Here is a 24,884-nt window from a genome sequence, read left to right on the forward strand (position 1 = left end):
CTTGAGATTACGCTATGTTGAAATTTATCCTGGTGCTATTATTTTTGATCACGCTATATGTGTTATGGCGGTGGGTTGCTAAACAAAAAATTAATGCAGCTTTTGAAGAACAACGACAAGCGTTATCTCAATTGGTTCAAAATCCTCAAGAAGAGCATGAACTGCCCGAAAAAACTAAGCTGATTAAACAGATGATTGCAGAAGAGCGACAAAAGGCGGGTTCAGCACCAGTAACAGCACCATTAAGTCCTACAGTTCAAGTAGAGCAGTCGACTGTACTTGAGGAGCAACATGCCCCCGCCAAGCAGGTCACTGATGAAGACCAACGTTTATTTGATGCAGCAGCGCAACTGTTTTTTGAACAAGCTTTACAGACCAAAGATTTTTCTCAAGCAGGGCATATTCAACATGATGTACTCAGTAAAATGCCGATGAATACCCAAAGTCAGATCGGTTCTTTTGATTTTGGTGAATGGTCTATTTTTTGGAGCTATCATGAACAATCACTTGAATACTATGTCGGACGTTATGGGGTGTTCTATGCGCATGTTGATCATCAAGGCATAGAACATAAAGCCGAATTTAAAGATCGTTATTGATTTTCTATTAGACTGCTTAACTCTTTTTGTCGAAATGTTGTGGAATTGATTTCACAATCTAAATGTGCAAATCCTGATGCTAATCCCAAAGCCCCATAAGTAAGACTTCCTATGAGTTCATTACATTGAGCATCACGATAATTAAGCCAAGCTTTTTGTGATTTTTCTAGTAATAACTTGTTGTTATCATCGTATTGCAGATAAATGCGTTGATATAGCTTATTTATTTTCGCTTTATCTGTTTTTAATTGCTGCTGCATACATTGATAAGCTTGTCGTTGATCTTGTTGATTGCATTGTGCATAAGCGGTATTGAATAGACTCACAAAAAGCAAAGCTAAAAAACTATATTTGATCTTTTTTATCATTTAATGTTCACCAAGAAATTGCAAATTAGTTGAGTATTATAGGGCGAGTTGTTGAGAAATTCGCGCTTTGACTTGATTTAAATAGAACAGGTCATTATTCAGTCGATACATTAAAATAGCACCCTCATAATCGGCCACACTTATTTTTGCCAAAATTTGTGCATCGGCTTGATCCATTTTTTGTTGAAATAATTGATACAAGGCATTTTGCCAATCTTGGAAAATTTCACGGATTTTTTCCAAGACTTCTAAGGAAATATGGCTTGCCTCTAAGGACAGTATCCCAACTAAACAGCCTTTTATTTCATAACTAAAAAAATGAACAGCTTTATCATGGATGATTTGAAATTGTTGACTTGCATCCACGACAGCAAAATCTTCGAGTTTAAACAAGGATTGATTTAAATAAAGATGTGTGTGCGCTAAGATCTGCATCAGTAAGGCTTGTTTGTTGGGATAATAATAATAAAAAGATGCTTTACTGAGTCCACATGCTTTTGCCAACATCTCCATACTTGTCCCTGCATAACCATGTGCTTTAAATTGCAAAGCACAGGTATTTAACATGTGTTCAGGCGTAAGTTTTTGTGGGCGCATAGATGACCTTGCTGCTTATGGGCTTAAAATTAATTGTGGATGAATGTCTCGAAAGTATTAAACATTTTATCCCAAATTGGCTCCGAACCTTGACGAAAATAGCCCATATGCCCAATCTGTTTTAAACCAAACTCGTCTGCAGCTATGTTGATAAAGTGCATGGGCGCATTTTTATAATGTTGCATAAAAGCATAACGAGAATTTGGCAATGCCCAATCATCATCTAAAGCGGCCACTGCATAAATCGGCGTTTTAATCTGGGCATATTGTTCATGCAAATTTTGTTGCTCAGGATCTGCAAAAAAGTAAGTGGGATTTTTACACCATCTACGCCATTGTTGGTAGACCCCTTTAGGTAAATCTGCACCCATATTGAGTTTACTCCAAGGTAAGTAACCTGTAATCGCCACCATAGGTGGAAAGATAATGTTCCAAATTACCTGAACTTTAATTTTTTCTTTCAATGGCATATAGCCATGCCAGCCAGCACCTGTGCCAAAACAATACATTGCACTTACCTTGTCGTGATTCGGTGTCAAGCCTAAAGCTTGTCCGCCGTAAGAATGTCCAACTAAAAATAGGGGCATATCTTGTTTAAAACTGTAGTCAATTGCACCTGCTAAATCTAATGTTCCCCAATCCAGATATGACATTTTAAAACCTTTTAATTGCCGTGGCGCAGATTTGGCCACGCCACGATAATCAAAAGTGAGTACTTGATAACCCAATTGTGCGGCATATTCAGAGAAGCGGCGATAAAATGCTTGTGGGACACCTGTTGCACTGGAGACAACTATAGTTGCTTTGAATGTATTGACTGGCGTGTAAAGTACGCCAGCCAATACATAACCATCCCGTGCCTTAAAGCTGATGGTTTGGCTGGTAAAACTATTGCCATTCAAGTGTTGGACTTCAGTTGAGTACTTTAAATTTTGCATGATTGTTCCCACAGTTATTAGATTATCGCCGTATATCACTATGATTGGTTTACTTGCCTTTAAACTGTGGTGCTCGACGTTCAATCATTGCTCTTACACCTTCTTGCGCATCTTCTGAGGCAAGTAAAGGGCTAAGTAGATTTTGTAGATTTGCAAATGCGACTTCAGGACTTTGTAAAAAGGCTTGATGTGCCGAATGCAGTGCCGCTTGGACGGCAAGTGGTGCAGCATTGGCAATACTTTCAGCCAGCTCTATGGCACGTGTTAACTGTTGGTTATCCTCAACAACCTCAGTGACTAAGTTCATTTCATAGGCTGTTTGTGCATAAAATAAATCACCAGTTAACACATATTTCATGGCTTTTGCCCAGCCAGCGGCTTGGACGAAACGTACTGTTGCACCACCAAACGGTAAGATACCGCGCTGTACTTCAATTTGGGTAAATTGAGTATTTTCATTGGCGACAACGATGTCAGAATTCAACATCAATTCAATACCAGCGGTATAACAATAGCCTTGTACTGCGGTTACCAATGGTTTAGTTCTTTGACGTCCAACAGTTCCCCAAGGATTCACAATATCATCGCTAAAATTAAAAACACCATCGGCTAATTTTGGTTGTAACTCAACCAAGTCCAATCCTGCGGTAAAATGATCGCCATGTGCAAAGACCACCGCACAGCGTAGTTCTGGATTGTTTTCATATTCAGTTAAAGCCAGTGATAGGTCGTGAATCATATGACTATCAAAAGCATTGCGTTTATCTGCACGATCTAAGCCAATTAAAAAAATATGACCACGAATTTCACGACTGACTTTTCCTTGTAGATTTGACATTTGTTGTTCTCTCATTGGTTGTTTTATAAGTTTTTAAACGATCGTTAGAAAACTGTCAATCATTTTAGAATGACTGAACCGTTTACATTGGTATAGCATATTTAAGGCATTAAAGGATTGCTGCATTGTGTATGTTATTTGGCGCTATGAGGGAATGCCTATGCTTTTTATTATGAATTTAATAAGATTTAAAAATGTGCTCATACACTTAAATGCCCAGCTAAATTTATCACTGGGCATTTAATTTAAAGAGATTTAAACTTGAAGAATTACTTTTTAAATTTGGTTAAAAGCTTTTGCATCGGTAATTTATCACTGGCATATCCATAAATTGCAGCAAAAGGTAAGGCTGTGCGAGCAAGATAGGCGACACGCCATAAACCACCATGATTTGCGCCTTCCATCATTAATTCTAATGGATGACCCATCTCAGTTTCTGGATTTGCAACAGACTTCGGATTTCTTAAGTCATGAATCCAAAGCGCTGCCATAATTGCATTGGTGGTTTCAGGGCGGAATGCTTCTACATCAAATAAACTTGCACCGTTAAACGCAGCTTTAAGCAACGGATTCTTGGTGACCGAATGTGTCGTCGTGGATGGTGCAATATTGATACTGACATGTTGCCCTTGATGTCGTGCTAAAGTTGCACGCCACTGTTGGATACGTTTTGCCAAGGCATAATTAGGGCCTTGTTCAACCACCAGACAATCAGCAATCCCATAGAATTTACCATTGTCAGAGCGAATCAATTGTTGATCATGGTGCTTAAAGAATTGCTTTAAGGAAAGGGTTGCAATCCCTTTGCTGAGTACAGTTTCAAATTTTGATCTATGTTTGAACTTTGTGTTTGAACCTTCAATCACTTCTTCAGGTACTGCATAAACATCTGTAGGCGTACACATATACATTAGTGATGAATCATTCTTGTGTTCACTAACATGGCTCATAATCGTGTCCATTGCCATCGACACACGCACATGTTTTTCACCATCCAAATAAGCAATTGAGGCCAAATCTAACTTGTGTGGATTATCACAAAGCCATTGTGTAATTTCTGGAATTTGGGTCAGTAAATTTGCACCAAGTTTGCTTTTTAATTCGTCAATATCATGGGTGTTGAGAATTTTTTGAAAACTAGGTGCATACAGTGTGGCATTGCCATTTTCAATGACTTTAAGAATTCTCTCCCAAACGCGTTCATTGGGTAGATCAACGGCAACAATATTGGCTTTCCATTTCGATAACCATGTTAATGGGCCTGCCTCTGAAGCTGCGCCAAATAAAACTAAGGTACGATCCGATAAATCAAACCATTCGGGATGAGCAATCACTTCTCTGAGTGCATCTGCATGGCTGGCTTCAATAATGCCAGTATCTTGCCACTTTTGAATTTGCTGATATAGCGCTTCGCCTTGTAGTTTTTGCCCGTGATAGGGTACAAACCATTCAACGTTATCATTTGAATGACCTTTAAAACTAACGCTTTGAATCCTGTCTAGTACTGGAACTGTACCAATATCTTTTAAAGAATAGCGTTGCCCATCTCTAAAGAAATCAAAGCTATGTTGGGCTTTGTGCAAGCCTTGTTTGGCAATAGTGATGGCGTTATGACTTGAACGAATCCCATGTTCGACCAATGCCTTAAAATAAACTGGATAATTTTTACGCCAGTTTTTTTCATCTAAAGCTTGCTGTGCGCTGAGATGATCAACCAAGGAAAGTGCTTCTGCAATGATTTCTTTACCGACTTGCGAGCTGCTACTTTTTTGAGTCTTTGGATGAACTGGAAACTGTAAACCATCAATTGAACTGGACATGCAAAATATCTCGTTTTATTTCATCATTAATATACAGGTGTATACATTATCCATGCCATATTCAATATTTGGGTGGCATTTTCTGACAAAATTTAGATAAATTGGTCGTATAAATTGAATAAATTAGTGCTAAAAATGTCTTAAATTAAGCTTAGTATTTCATTTATAAAAAGTTTCATTGGTGTCATTTTATGCGTTTTAAAGCTCAATTTGTTGGTAAGCTAAAATGCAGTAAATATCAATTTGTGTATGATTTATATTCATTTATTACACACATATTTTATTTTAAAATTTGCATAGATTATATTTTTTACATCTTTTTAAGTTAATTCCGACAATTTTAGTTGATTTTCACTCATTCAGCCTCATCTTCAGTTAAAATACCGACTTCAGCTTGAGGATAGAGTTATGTCGACTGAGAACACCAATACTGCGGTTGCAGAAGAAATTCCAAATTTATTGATTACTCCCAATGCGCAAGAGTATTTAAAAGATCTTTTGGAGAAGCAAAATACTCCAGGAATTGGCGTTCGTGTATTTGTTGAAAATCCAGGTACTCCACGTGCTGAATGTTGTATGGCATATAGTGCACCTGATGAAATTGCTCCAACAGATTACAAACAAGATTATCCTGATTTCCCTGCATTTATTGATACACCGTCGATTCCATATCTGAAAGATGCTGTAATTGATTACAATAAAGACCGTTTTGGTGGGCAGCTTACTTTCCGAGCACCTAACTCGAAAGTACCACGTGTTGGTCCAGATGCGTCTATGGAAGAGCGAATTACTTATATTCTTCAGGCAGAGATCAATCCTGGATTGGCAGGGCATGGCGGAAACTGTGCACTGGTAGAAGTGGTTGAAGATGAAGAACATGGTTTAACTGCTGTATTAAAATTCGGTGGTGGCTGTCAAGGCTGTTCTGCGATCGATGTAACGTTAAAACAAGGTGTAGAAACTACGCTTAAAGAGCATATTCCTGAACTCGGGCGTGTGGTCGATCAGACTGACCATAGTCAAGCAGAAGGCGCTTATTTCAAATAATCTGTATATCAATGTAGATATTTGACTGTTCTTTAAAACCTCCGAATTTCGGAGGTTTTTTTTATGGATATTGCATAGCTAAATTTAACTTTTGTATTTTTTAAATCTTAATAAGCTTAAATGAATCTTAAAAAACAGAATAAAAACTTAAAGATATGCCTAGAAATGTCCAAATATTAACCGAATGGTTAATAAAAATGAGAATAGTTATTAATATTGTTTATAATGCTGTGGTGTTTTTATTACACATTGTATCTAAATCTTCATTGTCTATTCATTGCTGAGCCTCTTTGGAATACCTTATGTCTACTAACCGTATCATCCAATCTGCGTTATCTCTCTCCATTGTCACTATTATGATGGGTACTGCCTATGCAGCAGATTCACAAGAAAATTCTAGTGATAAAAGATCTCAGTCTCCTGAATTAGCGAAATTACAAACGATTGTGGTTTCAGCTGCGGGTTATGAACAAGATCTTACAAAAGCACCTGCATCTATAACTGTGATTAGTAAAGAAGAATTACAGAAACGTGAATATAGCGATATTACGGATGTACTTCGCAGTACCCCAGGGGTTGTTGTTTCTGGTTCTGGTTCTGCACAGGGTATTAGTATTCGCGGAATGAGCTCAAATTACACGTTATTTCTTATCGATGGTAAACGCCAGTATTCAAAAGATGTGAATCCAAATGGCGATGACTATGGTTTTGAAAAAAATATTTTGCCGCCTATGGCAGCAATTGAGCGTATAGAAATTATTCGCGGACCCGCTTCAACTTTATACGGTAGTGAAGCGATGGGTGGTGTGATTAACATCATTACTAAAAAAGTGACTGATGAATGGTCGGGAACTGTTGAATTAGGTACAGTGATTCAAGATCACAGTAATTCTGGTGATATAAAGAATGGATCGGTTTATTTATCTGGACCATTAATTGCCAATAAATTAGGTTTACAACTTGGTGTAAACAAACAAAAACGTGATGAGGACAGTTATGAAGGTGGCTTCCGTGGTGTTGAGCGTGAAAGCTTAAATACACGCTTCACTTATTTAGTCAATGATCAACATGACTTACAACTTGATGCAAATTTTGTCAAACAAGATGCTGAATCAACTGTAGGTAAAACGGTTGCCCCAGCAGCCAATGCAGCTGATTCATTTTCAAGAAATTACCGCAGTGTCTATTCTCTAACCCATAATGGGAAATATAGTGACAATTTAGAAAGCTCAACTTATTTACAGTATGAAAATTCCCGAAATCCTGATCGTGAAAATACGACATTGGATACGAAAGGAATTGAACTCGAAACATGGACGTTCAATAATCAATGGAATTGGAGTTTAGCAGATCATAGATTGTCGTTCGGTGCTTACTATAAAGACGAATCTTTAAATGATAAGGCGACCAACCGAAATCCCAATATTCCTGAGTTTAGTGAATTAACACGCTGGTCAGCAGCTGCATTTTTAGAAGATACTTGGAGTATTACAGACCGCTTTGATTTAACGGGTGGCGTACGTTATGACCATGATGAAAATTACGGTGGTAATGTTTCACCGCGCTTATACGGTGTGTTTAGTCTAAATGATAACTTTACTGTAAAAGGTGGTGTTTCTACAGGCTATAAACAACCAGATATTCGTGCAGCTACAGAAGGTTTTTATAGTGTAACTGGTGGTAGTGGCTCACCTACACCTACAGGCCGAGGGATTATTCGAGCAAATCCAGATCTTGATCCAGAAACAAGTATTTCTTCAGAGTTAGGGTTTAATTGGAAAAATGATTATTTTAATGCTTCTTTAACAGGATATATCACTCAATTTAAAGATAAAATTACTGAAGTACGTACATGTGAAACAGATACTGATGGCTCAACGACCAATCGTAATAATGTTGCTGCTTGGAAATGTGCAGAAGGTGCTACGCCATTCTACTTTATTAGTGATCGTATCAACGTAGATGAAGCTGAATTGAAAGGGATTGAGGCAACTGTTGAAGCAGATTTAACTGAATACACAACATTGACAGCGAATTATACGTTTAGTGATACTAAAATTAAGTCAGGTGAATTTAAAGGACGCCCTTTAAATGAAATGCCTGAACATATGTTTAATATTACTGTTGATCATAATATTAACGATGCCTTAAATATTTGGTCTAGATTACATTATCGTGCTGAAACTTCAGCTTATTTGAGTCGTACATCGATGTCTAATCCCAATCCTGGTTATGAGTTTTTAGATGTAGGGTTTAATTACAAATTTACCCCACATTTAAAAGGAAAATTTGGCGTTTACAATATTTTAGATGAACGAGCAGAAAATGCAGATGGCGATCAATTATTAGATGGACGTCGTTATGGCATCAGTTTTATTGCTAATTTCTAATGTATAAACCTATGTTTTAAAATGAATAGTAGAAAAAGGCGCTTTATGCGCCTTTTTCAATATTGAGAATCTTTAAAGTTTCATCTGAATAATAAAATTTTTCCAGATAAATCCGTGCACGGTTTTTTAAGTGTTGAGAAGCAATCATCTGTTGAATAACAGGTTCAAGTAACTGTTGTAATTCATTTTGAATCAATGCTTCATCAATATTGATATCACTTAAAATTAAATCAAAAGGGCGTTCTTCATTACGCACATACCAAGTCAGTACACCATCATGCACTTGTTTCTTTAAATAATCTGTTTGGCGAATATGTTCCCATATTTCATGACCCATAGCTACAGTTTTAGGTAGGTCGTTAATTTCAACATAATTACGCAACACAGCAATCGGTATTTTTTTAATTTTATGCCATAAATTGGCTTGAAAATGATAAAGCTTATTGTCATCAAACTGTTGGTTAATGACTTGTTCACTCAATTGACTAATTTTAATAATATTTTTTTGCAGATAATGCTTAACTGTATCGTCTAAATTCGTGTCGGTAACCGATTCTAAAACTGATTTTCCCATTTTCATAAAACGGCCCACACCGGGGACTTTTTTATTCATGACTGAATTATCAATATAGTCTTGAATAGAGTGATGGATCAGTTGGGTTAACATGCTTGAAAAGGCAGGATTATTGACAACACGTTTGATCAAGGCTTGGCGATGCCCCGATTTGCTTGCGACATATTGTGCGATTTTATCAATCGTGGTGACTGGAATGATATCTTCAATTAATGTTTCATCATTACTTGGATGAATTAAAGCAAAACGAATATGTTCAGCGATTTGCTCAATGAGAAAGTTGTTCGCAGGTGTTGCTAAAATTTGCTTTGACAATAAATCATGAATTTGTGCAAAAGACCAAATTTGTTTTAAAGGCTGTTTTCTAAACCAGTGATAAAATTCAGTAAACTCAATTTTAATCGTATCAGCCTGTGAAAATTCTTGATCTAAAAAGCCAAGTTGGGCTTCGATCAATTGTTCAATAAGTTGATTTTTCATTTTTTGAACTCAATTTGTCCATGTGTTTGATCAGACAATGGGTTTTGCAAAGGTTGTACTTTGTTTAAAAAGCTTAAATAGTAATCCGCAACTCGTTCAGGTGCTTCAAGTAATGGCATGTGCCCAACACGTTGTAGAATAATCGGTGTTTCAGGGCGTTTTAATACCGATTTTAATTCATTTGCAACATCCGCATTTACAATCTGATCTTGTTCACCCCAAAGAATCAGGGTGGGTGCTTCAATGTTTTTTAACATCGTGGTAAAAGTTGAAGGGGTATAGAGTCGATTGAGTGCGTCAATTTGATTGATGATTTTGGCTGTGTCTTGAGACTTAGCAATGAATAATTTTTCTTGTTCATCTTTAATCACACGGGCAGTAAAAGGCGGATTAAACATCACCTTTTTCATCACAAAATCTAAATCACCTTTTTGTGTGATTAATAATTGTTTGAGATAGATCGGATTTCTTAAATAATTGGTATTTGTTGATTTAAAAATACCCCCGGTGCTCATCAGAAATAAGCTTTTCGTATCAAATGGATATTGTGAGGCATAAAACATTGCGATGGTTCCACCCAATGAATGCCCTGCAATATTTAAATTATCTTGGATATGTGCAGCTTCAATAAAGCGTCTAAGTTGCTCAGTTACATTGGGTACAGATAAATCAAAATTGGCTGGAACCTGGGTACTTCCTGCTGAAGGCAAGTCTGGAATAATCACATGGTAATATGGGGTCAATGACTGCGCGATATCATTCCATGTATCACGGCTGCTGGCTAAACCATGAATCAGTAAAACAGTTGGCTTATCTTTAGAACCGCCTTCACTATAAGACCAAATAACATCACCCACACGCAATGTTTTAGACGTTAATCCTGCCCAAGCACGTTCTTCTTGTACAATTTTTAAATAATCCACATATTCTGGTGTGGCAGCAGTTGCATTGTTATGACTACCTAAAAACAATACACCGATCGCAGTCAAACTTAACAATATGCTGTTTAAAAAATGAAGAATTTTTTTATGGGCCAGTTCAGACATGCAGAGGGTTCCGAGTAAAAGACTAGGCATTATATAAAGTAAAAATATTATTCATGATCATAATTTTTTCAACATTTGCCGAGAAAGTCTTATTTGTAAGTTTTTTGCCATAGTTTCAGTGTTCAACTCAACTAATATAGAGATTATTTTGTATTTTAGTTAAATAATTTTAATTAAACTGTGAATTATATCTATGTATTTTTAAAAATTAGGCCCTTAACCGCTCCATAACAAAAATTGTAACAGAGTTTATTTTTAGTCAGTGACTTTCACATTTTGCGGCATTAAAATAATCACACTCTCCACACAATGGAACAAAGGACATGCTAACTGCTCAAGAAGCTTTAGAACGATTAAAACAGGGTAATGAACGTTTTGCACATGGTGAAACCAATCTGACTAAATTTTTGACGCATCAGCAACGATCTGAAATGATGGACAGCCAAGAGCCATTTGCAATTATTTTAGGTTGTTCAGACTCTCGTGTTCCAGCAGAAATGGTTTTTGACCAAGGTTTCGGTGATTTATTTGTGATTCGTGTTGCAGGTAATATTGTTGCGCCGTCGCAAGTGGGCAGTGTGGAATTTGCCGCAGATAGTTTTGGCTGTCCCTTGGTTGTCGTTTTAGGGCATAGCCATTGTGGTGCGATTCATTCAACGATTGAAGCGTTGAAGAACCCGAATACACCACCTTCTGCAAATCTTATGTCAATTGTAAACCGTGTTCGCCCTTCAGTTGAAATTTTAATGCAAACTGAGTTGAAAGATGACTTAGAAAAGCTATCAATGCATGCAGTAAAATCAAATGTTTTTGCTTCAGTTAATCAATTACGCCATGGTTCAGCCGTATTAGAAAACTTAATTGCCAAAGGTAAATTAAAAGTTGTTGGTGCTGAATATTCTTTGGAAACGGGCGAAGTTTCTTTTTATGATTTTTAATGTTTGAAATTGTCATCATAAAAAAATCCCACTTTAAGTGGGATTTTTTTATCGGTATAGACTCTTAGAATCTATAACCAATTTTTAAACCATAAGCGATTGCATTGTTATCTTTAAACTCTGCAACATAAGTATCGCCACCTGATTGAGCACCTGTTTGTGCTTTTGCATCACCTAACCAGAAGTATTTAACACCACCAGCGATGAACGTTGCAGGCGTAGGGCTATATTGAACACCTAAGCCCACATTCCAATAACCTTCTGTAGGGCCTAAAGTTGAAACAGGGTTACCCGCACCAGAGTCCCAGCCTACTGCAACAGTTCCTGACCATAGGTCATTGATTTTACGACCAACACCCGCCGTCACTGTATATTGATCATCAGAATATTCAACCAGGTTAAAACCATTTGGACGGTTAATTATACTGCCAACAGCTTGAGAAACTTTACCAAATTTTAACGGTTGGATTGAGAAGTCTTTCCAATTTACCCAACGTAGGTTTGCAAAAGCAATGGTATTTGCCATGATCCCAGTTTGTAAATCGATGTTAACAGACTGTGGTGTGGTAATTGTCGTTTTACCACTTGCGGCAGCAATCGCTTTTGCCGCAGCTACACCATCATCACCAAGTAATGCTAATGCACCAAGTGTAGGAATCGATTCATTGATATTCACATCATGATCAATTTCAGAACGATAAGTTACCGATGCTTTTAATGCAATATCTGGAATCTGATATGCAGCACCCGCTAACCAACCCACGCCGCCAGTTTCTTTAATATTTGCATCATAGCCATTATATAAGCTATATGCTTGACCACGCAGGCTAACATTCCCTTTAATGGTCTGGTAAACACCACCACCATAGAAGTTTAAGTTAGCAATGGGTTGAAAACCAAAAATCATTGAAATATTTTGGGTATCGACTTTAACTTTGGTGTTGCCCTTACCGAGTGTACTATTCGCTCCTGCAATACCTTGATCCACAGCTTGTGTTACACCATTTGTGATTAACGCCATTGCACCAGCATTTCCTCTAATTTGTGCTGCAATTTGATCAATTACTGCTTGAGGGGGTGTTGGGGAACCTGTTGCAGCAATTGCTTGCTGTGTAGCTCGGGTAACAACTTGCGCATTTACATTTTTAGTAATTGTAGTTGCACGAAGTGCGGTTAATCGATCTAGAGGCAATACAGTATCGTGATCAGATGAAACGAAAGCATTTTCACCAGAATAGGCAGCATCTGCACCAAATGGTTTGTCATATAAAAGACCAAATGAAACTTGATCTGTTAGTTGTAATTTAATCGCTGCTGATGGAAAGTAATAATCATCTCCCATATCATTGATTTCACGATATGGTTTAGGCGTATCTCCCGCTTCTCGACCTTCAACAGTTGGGTCTAAAACTGAAATACCAGCTTCAAAATAATTATTAGGTTGAAGGAATGCCGAAATAGATTGGCCTGAGCGATCCATTGCTGCGGCAAAAACACCAGTCATTGGCAAACTTGCAGCAATTATCGCGATTGATAAATGTTTTAATTTCATTTTAATTTTTCCCTAATATAATAAAATGAATACTTTGAAGTACTTAAGTTTTGAATGAGAAATAATTTTGATACTTAAATATACAACTCAAAGTTACTTCTATTTACAAAATAACATATAAAAAATAAGAGTAAATACTCTAGGGTGTGAATTAGTGAAAAAAAAATGAACTATGTAGTTTAGTTTGCAGAGAGAGAATGTAGAAAAAAATATAAAGATGAGATTATTTATAGAGATATTGAAAAAAATTAAACTGAAAATAATAAAATATAGATATTTGGGGATTTGATGGTCTGCACAAAATATAACCAGATGGTCAAAATAAAGCTGAGTTTATTCGGCAATATAAAGTGGTCAAGATTAAATCTTTGTAAAGATAAAAACTCACTTTTTATTCTTGTTCAATTGTGCGCCCTGTGTGACTTGAATTATTGATTTATATGTTTGAAAAATAATGAAAATATTTGTATTTTAAATTGATTTTAGTGCAAATTAAATCTTAAAAATAAAAGTACTGTTTTTATAATAGGATATTGATTTGATAGCGAGTATTGCGTCCACCACCTTCCAATTTGATTATACATCCTTTTTCTAACAGGTCGGATAAATGCCGAGTAGCTGTTGCTTTACTGACTTTAGCAACCTTTTGATATTGAGAGGCACTAATACCATGTTCAAAGCCATTTTCTCCACCATCTAATAAGCGATTCAATACCCTGCGTTGTCCTTCATGGAGATCTAAATTTGAATATTTATACCAAAACTGACTTTTAAATACAGTTCGATTAATTTGTTTTAACGTCGTTTCGAGGCTGTCATTTAAAGTGTCTAAAAACCAGACAAGCCAATTAGTGATATTGGAATCATTTTTTTGGCTTTGCTCTAAGATTTCATAGTAACTTTTACGTTTGTTTAATATAACAGGGGACATTGCATACAAGCGAATACTCTGCTGATCCATTTGTGCTAAGGCCAGGTCTGTCAGTGTACGGGTAATACGCCCGTTACCATCATCAAAAGGATGCAGTGTGATAAACCATAAGTGAGTAATACCCGCACGAAGTAGGGGATCAAGCAAAGTATTGGCTAAGCTATTATTAAACCAAGTTATAAAGGCGTCTAAACGTTCTTCAAGTCCTTCTCTAGGAGGTGCTTCAAAGTGAACTGTCGGATAATCCAATCGACCAGAAACAACCTGCATCGGTTCTGAACCTCTGAGTTGACCAATGCGTAAGCGCTGCATTGTCCAATCGGGATCATTAAAAAGCCATTGATGCCATTGCATAAGACGTTCAACAGTAAGTGGTTGTTTCACATTGTTCAGCGCATCAAGCATGATATTGGCCAAACCTTCAGATCTGTCCGAACTTGGATAAGGTTGGTCAAGCGTAACGCCTAGACGACGTGCAAGTGAGGAACGTAATGAATACACATTTAAGGTTTCATTTTCAATCGCGGATGATGCAACAAGATTGGCAAGTAGAGTATTTAAGGTGAATTGCTCTTTGGCTAAATCATGTTGACTTTGCCCAAGTAGAATTCCAATTTTTTGATGAATCTGTCTGGTTTTGGGTAAGATGATTTCATCTTCCCATGTGAAGTTTGTCCAGTTGTTGGTTTGCCAAATCCACTCTTGCATCTTAAATCTCCACTTAGAACTTTTCCAAGATGAGCTAAATATAGCATATATTCGGCTCACTATATGAGTTGAATAAGATGCTTAATTAGCTCGCTTATATCGATTTAGTCCATAACTATAATTTTGTATATTTAGGTTTTTTAATATTTGGGTGCAAGTAATCTAATCTTTAGCTTTTATCATCAGCCTTAAACATGATTAAAATTACCGTTCGAAAACTTTTGTAAGGCTTAATTTTATTGTCTTAATTTTTTGTAAAAAGAGTAATTTTTTAATCATTTTTAACTGTGCGCCCTGCGAGTATAGAATATTTATTTTATATAATTGATTTTTAATTAAATATATCGGATATTATCTTTAATGTATCCTTGTTTTCTTAAGTACTTTCTACTAGGGAAATCTCAATTAATACTAACTAATTTGCTGTCTGGCAGTAGATAAATGGATCTATTAGCCGATGGTGATTTATGCGATCAGGTGATTGGTCAGTTGGATAAGGAATTAAAAAAGCCCTGATGATAGGGCTTAGGATATTTTATGTTTTAAAACATCAGTCGTTGCTTTTATCATTGCAGTTGTATTTTTCATTTGATCAGAAATTAAGTTAGAAATATCTTTATGAGTAGAACCATCGATTTCTTTACCAAAATATTTAAGGGCTAATTCCTTTCTAATCGCTGCAGCTTCATTAGTTGGAATACTTTCCATAAAACTTGGATAAGCCTGTAATTCTAACTGTGTTTGGTAATTCTGATCAGAAAGGCGCTGGTAGTGACTAGATTGTTTTAAATAATAACTAATTAGAGTAACACCAATGATTAAAACAGAGGCTTTCAAAACCCAAAACTCCGCCTCTCCAATTTCCGAAACAAGCCATTTTTTAATTACAAACATAATTAGTGAAATAAGAATGGTAGCACAAATAGCTGTATAAAAATTATTTCTATAATTATCTTCTAATGTCTTGTATTTGCTTACAGCATTTTCATAAATTTTTTCAGTCAATGCATTATTTGCTAAACCTCTAAGTCTTCTGAATTGATGAAGTTCAGTATTGACTTCAGCAAGAGATTTACTTATCTCATCAAATGAAATTTGACGAAATTTTCGTTGAATATTTTTAAAAGTTAAAAGTTCATCATGTGCTGTGAATACATGATTCTTTAATTTACGCATTTCCTTATTGTAATCTTGCAAGTTATGAGTACTTAAAATTTTATTTTTCAGATTTTTTAAATCCTTAATTTCTTCATCTAATGCTTGCAAATAGGAAACTATGCTACTATCAGATGGTTCATCTTTTACGATCATTTTAATTCTAGTTAAATAATCTTTTATGTAATCACAATCACTTAGAGGTATGTTACTGTCTGCTAATTCAGGTACACTGATTGATGTATCTGGATCAATATACAATTCATCTAAAGTTTTAACTAAATTGTCTCTAACTTTTGTAAATTCTAGTTCTGGATTGGCTTCTTCGTTGCTCATGTATAACCATATGAAAATTAATAGTAATTTTTTCTATATTAGAGTTTTTTAGTATTAAATGCATTACTACTTGAATAAGAATTTTAAATTTTGTAGAGAAAAGTGAGAGCTTCGGTAAAAATTCGAAGATTCAAGAACACTTTAAATTTCCTAATGTAAAGTGATTGAAGACTAATAATGCAAATTCCTAAAGGGTGGCAGGACTAAAATTATGTGGCAACTTTCAAGATCATTAAGCTATAATTTTATAAAAATTAACCTGATAAGATTATGTTTAAAGAAATAAAGTTGCCGTTTAATATTTCATTTATGGAAGCTCTCAGTGTATTTTTCTTTATTACTTTGGGTTATTTGTTTATTTATAGATATAGTTATTACAATACTTTAGGAATAAGTTGGTATATAACCTCAATTACCCCAACGCAAGTTCTCTCTAGCTCATTTAAAATATTTATGAATTTACTTTTTGGAGTAATGATCTTTTTTGCAATTAATCAATTTCTTAAACTTACGGATTGGAATAAGAAAAATGTAAAAGTAATTATAATGATTTTAATCTATGCATTATGGTTTATATTGATGTTTGGGATTGATATAGATATATATTATAAATTAAATTCTTTTGTTGAAGTGAGTGAACTATCATTAATTAGTATTGTTCATTATACACTTTTCTCATTTTTTATAAGTTTTATTATTTCAAATAGTAATTCACTGAAGAAAGATAAGATGATTGTAGTTGAAAATGTTTTTATTCCTGAAAATTTTTTTACCCCAAAAGATGTATTAGATAAATACGATAAATTTACAAAAGAACTTTTATTTTTTAACTATGTAGTAATAGCAATAGTTGTATTTGCAACCCCAGTAATTGTGGGCAGTAAAGATGCTTTACAGCTATTGAAAAATAGGGAGAAAAATTTAAACTCAGTTGTACTTACTAATGATAAAAATAACTGGTTGCTTTTAGATATATCAGGTGACAAAGTTTTATTAATACAAGCGAAAAATCCTCAAGATAATAAGAATGAATTTAAACTAGTTGAATACAAGGACGTAAAATCTATAACTGCAACCTCAATTGAGGACATGGATAAAAGTATTGCAAAACTCATTAGAAGATTTGAAGGAAAATAAACATTCTATTCAACCAACAAACCTAAACACATAAAACCCAACACTAGCCCTATCACTAACGATGGGGCTTTTTAAAGAATAGTCTCAATCAGCTAAGGAGTAGTCAAAAGTTTTCCTGAATTAAGTTCTAATTTAAGATGTAAGCCAAATACATTTTGATGATACCTTCGGATATTTATCTTCTCTGGTAGTTCCAGATATCAAGAAGCTAAGGTGACTATTCGTTCGCCGTGATTAATAAATTCTAAAACAAATAATAATCCTCGGATAAACGGCTTTCATAAGTCAAAAAGCCAAAACATTTCTTAATTTCTATTTTTCCAGCTTTCGATCCCATTTTGGCCAATGATGTAATCTGTATACAGTCCTTTACACTTAGGTGCTTTTTTTGGGAAAACAGCTTCTGAAATTTCAATATACTATTATCATTCTTACATCCTTAAACTTTCCTCGAAATGACGAATGGTAAAAGCTTCTTTACTGAGGCGTGGATGGTCAGAAACTGCTAATTTGAAACTATTTGGTTGTAATTGGGCTTGATATACAGGTAATTTACATTTGTTTAATATGTTATATTGATTTATAGCGCTTAAGAGCCTGTTATATTTTTCATCATCTGAATTTAATTTAGCACCTAAAATTACTGATGCTATGCTGAGTGGCGGAAATTTTACTAACAATGAATTTTCATTGTTGGGATCATAATCATGTTTAAGAACTCGAAATTCTTCTTCATATTTCCATTCAATAGATTTTGTCAAGAATTGATTTTTAACCATTTGATTCATAATTTTAAAAAAATTATTCGACCAAGGAGCGAATGGAACAGGGGGCAAGACTGTTTGAGGAAATTTATCTGTATAAATTACCTTTAATAAAGTAAGTGCATCAGGAGCAGGACCGTAAATGAATGGATGTGGTATTCTAAATTCAATAACGAATCCTTGATGTGATTGTGCATAATGCGACCACATTAAAATACTTAAAGGATTATTGTTAAAGCATGTAACTGCTAATTTTTCAGTGAGTGCTTTTTGAGGCAAATCAGTAGGATTATTTCCTTCAATTTTAGTTACTGCGACGCAGTCATAAGGATCATTGAAACGAGCGGGAGGAGTAAATCTTAAATGACATTCCGTAAATATTTCTAATACTTTAAAGTATTGATCAAAGCTTAGATGTTTGTATATATAATAAAAATCCTTATCACATCTCAAATTTTCATAGTCTGAAAAGGCTTCATCAGTATCTATTATTGATAATAGTCCCATTATTACGGATTTTAAATTGTTCAAATAAGCCTCTATAATTAGATTTGTTATTGATATTAGATGCTTATTATAAGGTATTTTTTATAAGATTTCTTCCTTGATGAATATAAAAATCAAATACAATAAAAATGAATTTTGAAAATTTAAATTTTGCACTTTACTTGTAATTTACGCATGCTTAAAGTGGAACTTGGTATAAAAAATTACTTTAAAAACAAAATTTTCTTCATTTAAGAGCCTCTAATTATGAATATTCTAAATAGCCCTAAATTAATTAAGCAGAAACTATCTGACTTGTTGGTTCAGTGCGATAAAATCTATTTTGCCGTTGCTTGGGCTACGCATCACCATGAGTTCTTTGTAAATCTGGTGGAACATCAAGATAAGATTGAAAGCGGCTATGTAGGTTTGCACTTCTATCAAAGCAGTCCAGAATTTATTAAACAGTTTGCGGATCACGGATCTGTTTATTTCGTTGATTCCTCTAATAAAGGTGTATTCCACCCAAAGATATATATATTTGACTTAGGTAGTCTGTACGCTGTTGTTATTGGTAGTGCAAATATGACTAATGGTGCTCTTACCAAAAATAATGAGGTATGTATCAACTGGTACACAAATAAAGAAGATAAGGCGGTGCGAGAACTAATTGATACAATAGAGTCGTATTCGAAGTTGAAAATCGCAGAAATTGACAATGAATGGCTTGAGCTTTATACAGAGAAGTCCAAAGCTTATAAACGTGCAGTGAATAAGATTGAGAAAGCTGATAGTCCTGAAAGTGCCGAAAAGATACTGTTAGATTTAAACGTGAGTATTGAATGGGATGAGTTTAGCGATATTATTAAGATGAACCGCGATGTAAATGGACTCGATGAACGTATCGAGTTATTGAATTATTGCCAAGATCTTCTTGCTTATCAGTCGTTAAGTGATATGAGTTATACAGATAGAAGACTGATTGCAGGCATAAGTGATATAGAATCGACAATGAATAGTGGTTGGTTTGGTAGTTTGAATCCGAGTGGTGTGGCCAAACAAATTATTAAGGATTATCCAGAGGTATTTTCTAAGCCTCTTAATGAAATCCCATTAACCGGAGAAATTACAAAACAGTGCTTTGATCGTTTTATTCAGGTATTCGAAAACGAATTCAGTAAACACACTTTTGCACGTACTCCTACTATCTTCACCTTAACTCGTTTCCTGAGTATCAAGCGGCCTGACTTTTTTGTATCGATCAACCATAAGAATTTCACTCAGCTTGCAGAGGCATTGAACTTTGATCAGAAGCCATCAGTTGAAGGTTACTGGGATTTGCTGCAGTTAATTCACCAAAAACCCTGGTATACAACACAATTAGAGGAGAACCATCCTGACTATGCTTTATGGAAATATCGTGTAGCTATGCTTGATGCTATCTATTATGAACCATAAAACTTAGTTAAAAGCCCTAGTTACTATATAGGAGGGTTCTCGGATCTTCCTTTCGATTAATCAGTTTGTGAGTGTATATATTGCAATGACCTACACTTAGTGTTGGTTAAATGGTAAGACGTTTTTTAACTACGATTATCATAGGTCTCATTAGATTGTATACATATCAGCCTAAGAATAGACCTGATGGCATTGTCCGTATTTTTTGTCATTTTATATTCACAGATAATGTTACTACATCTGAATATTAATGTTACCAGCTCAAAATCTGATATATGAAATATCTAAAAAATAACTATTTGAGGAATTAGTAAGCTAACTCCTCAAGAGTATAAAGAAATTTTTCCAACTAATGATACGGTTATTTTTCTAAAATAATATCAGCTAATTGTTGTGCAATTTCCTCAATAGTATTGATTGAGGTATTTAAAGCAACTTTATCTGCAAGATTAGGACTATAGTTTATAACTTCAGTTTTGGATATTTTATGCCAAATTGGTAATATCATTTTGTGACCATGCATTTCTCTAGCGACTAAGCCATCAAGTTCGTATTGAGTCCATTGTTTGTTTATAAAGGCTTCTGATAGCACAACGGTTCCATATTTAGAATTTCTTAGACCACTATCAATCTTTCTGCGTAGACTATCTCCAACCCTAAGTGAAAATTCATCGTACCAAACCTTTATGCCCAAATCTTTTAGTGTTTCAGCAAGAGGCCGTACAAAATCCTCCTTATCTTCTGATGCGTGTGAGATAAATATATCATATTCGGGTTCTACTTCTGGTGCCGAATCTAGATAAGGGAAGACTGAGACATTAGTGATATATTGAGTTGACGCTTTAATCGCATCAATTTCTCTTTTTAATTTTCTTTGATGTTCGATTTCTTCTCTTTGCTGTTTCTTGTTTAAGGCTTCAATTTTTTTTCTTTCCAACTCCTCGGATTTTGCTAAGTTCTGGTTTTCTCTAAGTATCTTATTATGGATGTCTGTTTTCTTTTTTTGAAGTTCCGAAATTTTTGTTTGAATTCGAGATTGCTCTTGTTCTTTTCTGCTGATTTCAGTGAGTTTTGATTTTAATGTGCTGGTACTAGTTGATTTGGTAATAGATGTTTGAATTTGAATAATTTTTGAAGTAGCATCAGCTACTTTTTTTTGTTCTAAACTCATTCTATGAGTTATATCAGCGAGCTCTTTATTAAGTCTTGCTATAGTTGAGGATATTGATTGAATTGACATTTTGACCGTATTAAAAATATAAAAATTTAGATTAGTATTTGATCGTATTAAAAGCAAGTGTGAGATTAAACTATCGTTAATAAAGGCCAAACTTAGCTTTTCTCAATATGATTTATTGAATTATATAAAATTATATGACTCTAAATACTGAATTCAAAAGCTACTATTGAACTAATCATATTGTTTAGAACTAATGTGGCTTTTCATAAAGTAACTTCTGGAGTAATGTTTTTGAGGCAATGAGATGTAATGAATAGGAGTTTTATAGTTTTCCTCACGCGCGTTTTGTTGGTTTTACTATAGGAATTGTGCGCCCTGCGGGACTTGAACCCACGTCTGTCGCTTAGGAGGCAACTGCTCTATCCAGTTAAGCTAAGGGCACAATAAGCAAATAATTTACCGTATATGCATATGAAAAAAAAGCTATTATCGAAATAATAGCTTTGGGTTAGATTTATTTGTCTTCAGTCTTTATTTCATTTGGATTTAAAATATCAAACAGGACTAACATCAGGGTAATCCATACAGGAATCATCAATACGGACTCTTTAAATCCTTGATCCCACATGATATATAAAACGATACCAATAAAAATAATCACCACAAAATTACTAACAGGTGCCCAAAGTGCAGGGTATTTACTGGTTTGATTGGTCAAACGTAGAGCACGCTTAAACTTCAAATGCGTGAGTGTAATCATTAACCAGTTTAAAACTAAAGCGCCAACCACCACATACATCAAATGACTTAAAGCATCTTCTGGTAAATAATAATTTAAAGGCACACAACCCAAAATTAAAAATGCAGAAAGCAATACGGATGGAATTGGTACACCATGCTTATTGGTTTTGGTAAAAATTTTAGGTGCATTGCCTTGTTTTGCTAAACCATAAAGCATACGGCTATTGGCATACATCCCACTGTTATAAACAGATAATGCCGCAGTTAAAATAATAAAGTTAACCAGATGAGCTGCCCATGCAATCCCAATCATACTAAAGACCATAACGAATGGACTTTTATCTAAACCACCAAAATTCAACTGGTTCCAAGGCACCAAAGACAACAGAATAATCATCGAACCTACGTAAAAAATAAGGATACGTGGCACAACTTGATTAATCGCTTTAGGAATGGTTTTTTCCGGGTCTTTGGCTTCGGCCGCAGCCATACCAACTAATTCAATACCGCCAAAACCAAACATAAGGAAAGCCAGCATATAGAATAAGCCGTCAAATCCATTTGGAAAAAAGCCACCATGAGACCATAAGTTTGAAAAAGCGATCCCTGAACTTACATCTGCGGTCAGAACCAAATAAATACCAAATACAATCATTGCAACAATAGCAGTGACTTTAATGATGGATAACCAAAATTCGGATTCACCGTAAAACTTCACATTTCCTAGGTTGACCAGTGTAATCACAACAAAGAAAAACAGTACAGATACCCAGTTTGGAATTTCAGGCCACCAATAATTGATGTATTTGCCAACAGCAGTTAATTCTGTCATTGCAACTAGGATGTACAGCATCCAATAGTTCCAACCGGTTAAAAAACCAGGAAATTTCCCCCAATATTTATTGGCAAAATGGCTAAAAGAACCAGCAACGGGTTCATGTACAATCATTTCCCCAAGCTGACGCATAATTAAAAAAACGATCAAACCACCAATGGCATAACCCAAAATAATGGATGGCCCAGCTTTTTCGATCACATGTGCTGAACCTAAGAATAATCCTGTACCAATTGCACCGCCCATGGCAATCAATTGGATATGACGATTCTTAAGCCCACGCTGTAATTGTGTAGACTCGTTGCTCAATGTGTACAACTCTATTTATGCGAATTTAATTATTGTAATAGATTGGTTACTTTTAGCCTAGTATGCGATAGATGTATGGAAAGGAACTGTGAAGTCAAAAAATAATATATTTAATTTTTTTATTCATTTTCAATGAAATAAGATTAATTTTAAATTTTCAAAGCAAACTGAATCTGTTTAATATTTAAGCTTTATGACAAGATTTATTTAATACTTAAGTCAATCCGTCAGTATTTTACTCAAAAAAAGGGTAGTATAAAACTGAATGAAGATTCATTATTTTAGACAACAAAGAGAATTGAAAGGAATACGATAAAATGAGCGCTGCACCACAAATCAAAATCCCAGCAACCTATATGCGTGGTGGTACCAGTAAAGGTGTCTTCTTTAAACTCGATGATTTGCCTGAACGTGCACAAATAGCGGGGCAATCACGTGATCAGTTATTGCTCCGTGTGATTGGTAGTCCAGATCCGTATGGAAAACAGATTGATGGGATGGGCGGGGCGACTTCAAGTACCAGTAAAACAGTTATTTTAGCCAAGAGTTCACAACCAAATCATGATGTTGACTATCTGTTTGGGCAAGTGTCTATCGATAAAGCATTTGTAGATTGGAGCGGCAACTGCGGTAATTTAACAGCTGCTGTCGGTTCATTTGCAATCAGTAATGGTTTGGTTGCAGCTGATCGGATTCCAGAAAATGGTATTTGTACAGTTCGTATTTGGCAAGCCAATATTCATAAAACAATTATTGCCCATGTGCCTATTACTCAGGGACAAGTTCAAGAAACGGGTGATTTTGAATTGGATGGTGTCACTTTTCCAGCAGCAGAAGTTCAAATTGAATTTTTAGATCCTGCCGATGACGGGGAAGATGGTGGAGCAATGTTCCCAACAGGAAATGTTGTAGACAGCTTAGAGGTTCCTGAAATTGGTACATTTCAAGCAACTTTGATCAATGCTGGTATTCCTACAATTTTCTTAAATGCCGAAGATATTGGATACAACGGAACTGAATTACAAGACGATATCAACAGTGATATTGCTGCATTAGCACGTTTTGAAAAAATCCGTGCTTATGGTGCGGTAAAAATGGGTTTAATCCAAGACATTAGTGAAGCGGTTAATCGTCAACATACTCCGAAAGTGGCATTTGTATCGCAACCTAAAAGCTATACCGCGTCTAGTGGTAAACAGGTAGGTGAAGCCGATACAGATTTATTGGTGCGCGCATTATCGATGGGTAAATTACATCATGCCATGATGGGAACAGCTGCGGTCGCGATTGGTACAGCGGCAGCAATTCCAAATACCTTGGTGAATTTGGCTGCTGGAGGTGGTGAACGTGAGGCGGTACGCTTTGGTCATCCATCTGGAACACTTCGCGTGGGTGCACAAGCTTTAAATGAAAAAGGACAATGGGTTGTTAAGAAAGCCATCATGAGTCGTAGTGCGCGTGAATTGATGGAGGGCTGGGTTCGAGTGCCAGCAGATAGTTTTTAATCTTTTTGATGTGCTTTCAAATAGCATTTGAGTGATTTGATCGTTGAAATTTTAATAGCCTTGCATTCGCAAGGTTTATTTTTTTGTGATTTACATCAATAAAAGTACTAATTTTGTATTGTGTGTGGCAAAATAGTTACAGTATTTTATCA

Annotated in this window: 20 protein-coding genes and 1 tRNA gene; 7 read left to right on the top strand and 14 right to left on the bottom strand. The window is 35.3% G+C overall.

What is annotated here, in order from left to right; genetic code table 11:
- Nucleotides 1-14 precede the first annotated feature (14 nt).
- Complete coding sequence (locus MTO68_RS04780) at nt 15-599, top strand: hypothetical protein (RefSeq protein WP_244015250.1); 585 nt, start codon at nt 15-17, stop codon at nt 597-599.
- Here the strand turns inward: MTO68_RS04780 and MTO68_RS04785 are convergent.
- From MTO68_RS04785 to MTO68_RS04805, 5 genes are all read right to left on the bottom strand, one after another.
- Nucleotides 593-967: a lysozyme inhibitor LprI family protein gene (locus tag MTO68_RS04785; RefSeq protein ID WP_244015252.1), complete on the bottom strand. Its 375-nt coding sequence runs from the start codon at nt 965-967 to the stop codon at nt 593-595. The two genes, MTO68_RS04780 and MTO68_RS04785, sit on opposite strands and share 7 nt — an antisense overlap.
- Nucleotides 968-1,003: 36 nt before the next feature.
- Nucleotides 1,004-1,564, bottom strand: a complete 561-nt coding sequence (locus MTO68_RS04790; protein ID WP_244015254.1) for a TetR/AcrR family transcriptional regulator — start codon at nt 1,562-1,564, stop codon at nt 1,004-1,006.
- 29 nt (nt 1,565-1,593) lie between these two features.
- Nucleotides 1,594-2,502: an alpha/beta fold hydrolase gene (locus MTO68_RS04795; RefSeq protein ID WP_244015256.1), complete on the bottom strand. Its 909-nt coding sequence runs from the start codon at nt 2,500-2,502 to the stop codon at nt 1,594-1,596.
- A 49-nt stretch (nt 2,503-2,551) separates the two neighbouring features.
- Nucleotides 2,552-3,340 carry a crotonase/enoyl-CoA hydratase family protein gene (locus tag MTO68_RS04800; protein WP_244015258.1) on the bottom strand — a complete coding sequence of 263 codons (789 nt, stop codon included), beginning with the start codon at nt 3,338-3,340 and terminating at the stop codon, nt 2,552-2,554.
- A gap of 269 nt (nt 3,341-3,609) precedes the next feature.
- A complete protein-coding gene (locus MTO68_RS04805) occupies nt 3,610-5,160 on the bottom strand; it encodes a hypothetical protein (RefSeq protein ID WP_244015261.1) in 1,551 nt (516 codons plus the stop codon).
- 408 nt (nt 5,161-5,568) lie between these two features.
- Here MTO68_RS04805 and nfuA point away from each other — a divergent pair, with 408 nt between their 5' ends.
- Together nfuA and MTO68_RS04815 are read left to right on the top strand one after the other, a co-directional pair.
- Nucleotides 5,569-6,207, top strand: coding sequence for a Fe-S biogenesis protein NfuA (gene nfuA / locus MTO68_RS04810; RefSeq protein ID WP_004819478.1), 639 nt, complete (start codon nt 5,569-5,571; stop codon nt 6,205-6,207).
- Between the two features lie 302 nt (nt 6,208-6,509).
- Nucleotides 6,510-8,597, top strand: a complete 2,088-nt coding sequence (locus MTO68_RS04815) for a TonB-dependent receptor (RefSeq protein ID WP_244015263.1) — start codon at nt 6,510-6,512, stop codon at nt 8,595-8,597.
- Between the two features lie 43 nt (nt 8,598-8,640).
- Here the strand turns inward: MTO68_RS04815 and MTO68_RS04820 are convergent, their stop codons facing one another.
- Both MTO68_RS04820 and MTO68_RS04825 read right to left on the bottom strand, forming a co-directional pair.
- Nucleotides 8,641-9,651, bottom strand: a complete 1,011-nt coding sequence (locus MTO68_RS04820; RefSeq protein WP_244015265.1) for a hypothetical protein — start codon at nt 9,649-9,651, stop codon at nt 8,641-8,643.
- Entirely contained in the window at nt 9,648-10,697 is a 1,050-nt protein-coding gene (locus MTO68_RS04825; RefSeq protein WP_096733379.1) for an alpha/beta hydrolase, read from the bottom strand. The genes MTO68_RS04820 and MTO68_RS04825 overlap by 4 nt, the downstream gene beginning before the upstream one ends.
- A 323-nt stretch (nt 10,698-11,020) precedes the next feature.
- On the opposite strand from MTO68_RS04825, the gene MTO68_RS04830 reads away from it, so the two are divergent.
- Entirely contained in the window at nt 11,021-11,635 is a 615-nt protein-coding gene (locus MTO68_RS04830; RefSeq protein WP_004722639.1) for a carbonic anhydrase, read from the top strand.
- A 64-nt stretch (nt 11,636-11,699) separates the two neighbouring features.
- Here MTO68_RS04830 and MTO68_RS04835 read toward each other — a convergent pair whose 3' ends face one another.
- The 3 genes from MTO68_RS04835 to MTO68_RS04845 form a co-directional block, all read right to left on the bottom strand.
- Nucleotides 11,700-13,187 (bottom strand): long-chain fatty acid transporter, encoded by a 1,488-nt coding sequence (locus MTO68_RS04835; RefSeq protein WP_244015267.1) that lies wholly within the window; start codon nt 13,185-13,187, stop codon nt 11,700-11,702.
- Nucleotides 13,188-13,707: 520 nt separating this feature from the next.
- On the bottom strand, nt 13,708-14,826 hold the full coding sequence (locus MTO68_RS04840) for a Fic family protein (RefSeq protein WP_244015269.1): 1,119 nt from the start codon (nt 14,824-14,826) through the stop codon (nt 13,708-13,710).
- A gap of 525 nt (nt 14,827-15,351) precedes the next feature.
- Nucleotides 15,352-16,317 carry a hypothetical protein gene (locus tag MTO68_RS04845; protein WP_244015271.1) on the bottom strand — a complete coding sequence of 322 codons (966 nt, stop codon included), beginning with the start codon at nt 16,315-16,317 and terminating at the stop codon, nt 15,352-15,354.
- 270 nt (nt 16,318-16,587) lie between these two features.
- On the opposite strand from MTO68_RS04845, the gene MTO68_RS04850 reads away from it, so the two are divergent.
- On the top strand, nt 16,588-17,454 hold the full coding sequence (locus MTO68_RS04850; RefSeq protein ID WP_244015273.1) for a hypothetical protein: 867 nt from the start codon (nt 16,588-16,590) through the stop codon (nt 17,452-17,454).
- 431 nt (nt 17,455-17,885) lie between these two features.
- Here the strand turns inward: MTO68_RS04850 and MTO68_RS04855 are convergent, their stop codons facing one another.
- On the bottom strand, nt 17,886-18,749 hold the full coding sequence (locus tag MTO68_RS04855) for a DUF2971 domain-containing protein (protein ID WP_244015274.1): 864 nt from the start codon (nt 18,747-18,749) through the stop codon (nt 17,886-17,888).
- A 222-nt stretch (nt 18,750-18,971) separates the two neighbouring features.
- On the opposite strand from MTO68_RS04855, the gene MTO68_RS04860 reads away from it, so the two are divergent.
- Entirely contained in the window at nt 18,972-20,162 is a 1,191-nt protein-coding gene (locus MTO68_RS04860; RefSeq protein WP_244015276.1) for a phospholipase D family protein, read from the top strand.
- Between the two features lie 361 nt (nt 20,163-20,523).
- Here MTO68_RS04860 and MTO68_RS04865 read toward each other — a convergent pair whose 3' ends face one another.
- The 3 genes from MTO68_RS04865 to MTO68_RS04875 form a co-directional block, all read right to left on the bottom strand.
- Complete coding sequence (locus MTO68_RS04865) at nt 20,524-21,402, bottom strand: TIR domain-containing protein (RefSeq protein ID WP_244015278.1); 879 nt, start codon at nt 21,400-21,402, stop codon at nt 20,524-20,526.
- A 309-nt stretch (nt 21,403-21,711) separates the two neighbouring features.
- Nucleotides 21,712-21,784 (bottom strand) — tRNA-Arg (locus MTO68_RS04870).
- A gap of 72 nt (nt 21,785-21,856) precedes the next feature.
- Entirely contained in the window at nt 21,857-23,227 is a 1,371-nt protein-coding gene (locus tag MTO68_RS04875; protein WP_004819489.1) for an amino acid permease, read from the bottom strand.
- A gap of 317 nt (nt 23,228-23,544) precedes the next feature.
- On the opposite strand from MTO68_RS04875, the gene prpF reads away from it, so the two are divergent.
- Nucleotides 23,545-24,732, top strand: a complete 1,188-nt coding sequence (prpF, locus tag MTO68_RS04880) for a 2-methylaconitate cis-trans isomerase PrpF (RefSeq protein WP_244015280.1) — start codon at nt 23,545-23,547, stop codon at nt 24,730-24,732.
- Nucleotides 24,733-24,884 lie beyond the last annotated feature (152 nt).

This window comes from Acinetobacter sp. NyZ410, from assembly GCF_022828975.1.
GTDB lineage: Bacteria > Pseudomonadota > Gammaproteobacteria > Pseudomonadales > Moraxellaceae > Acinetobacter > Acinetobacter guillouiae.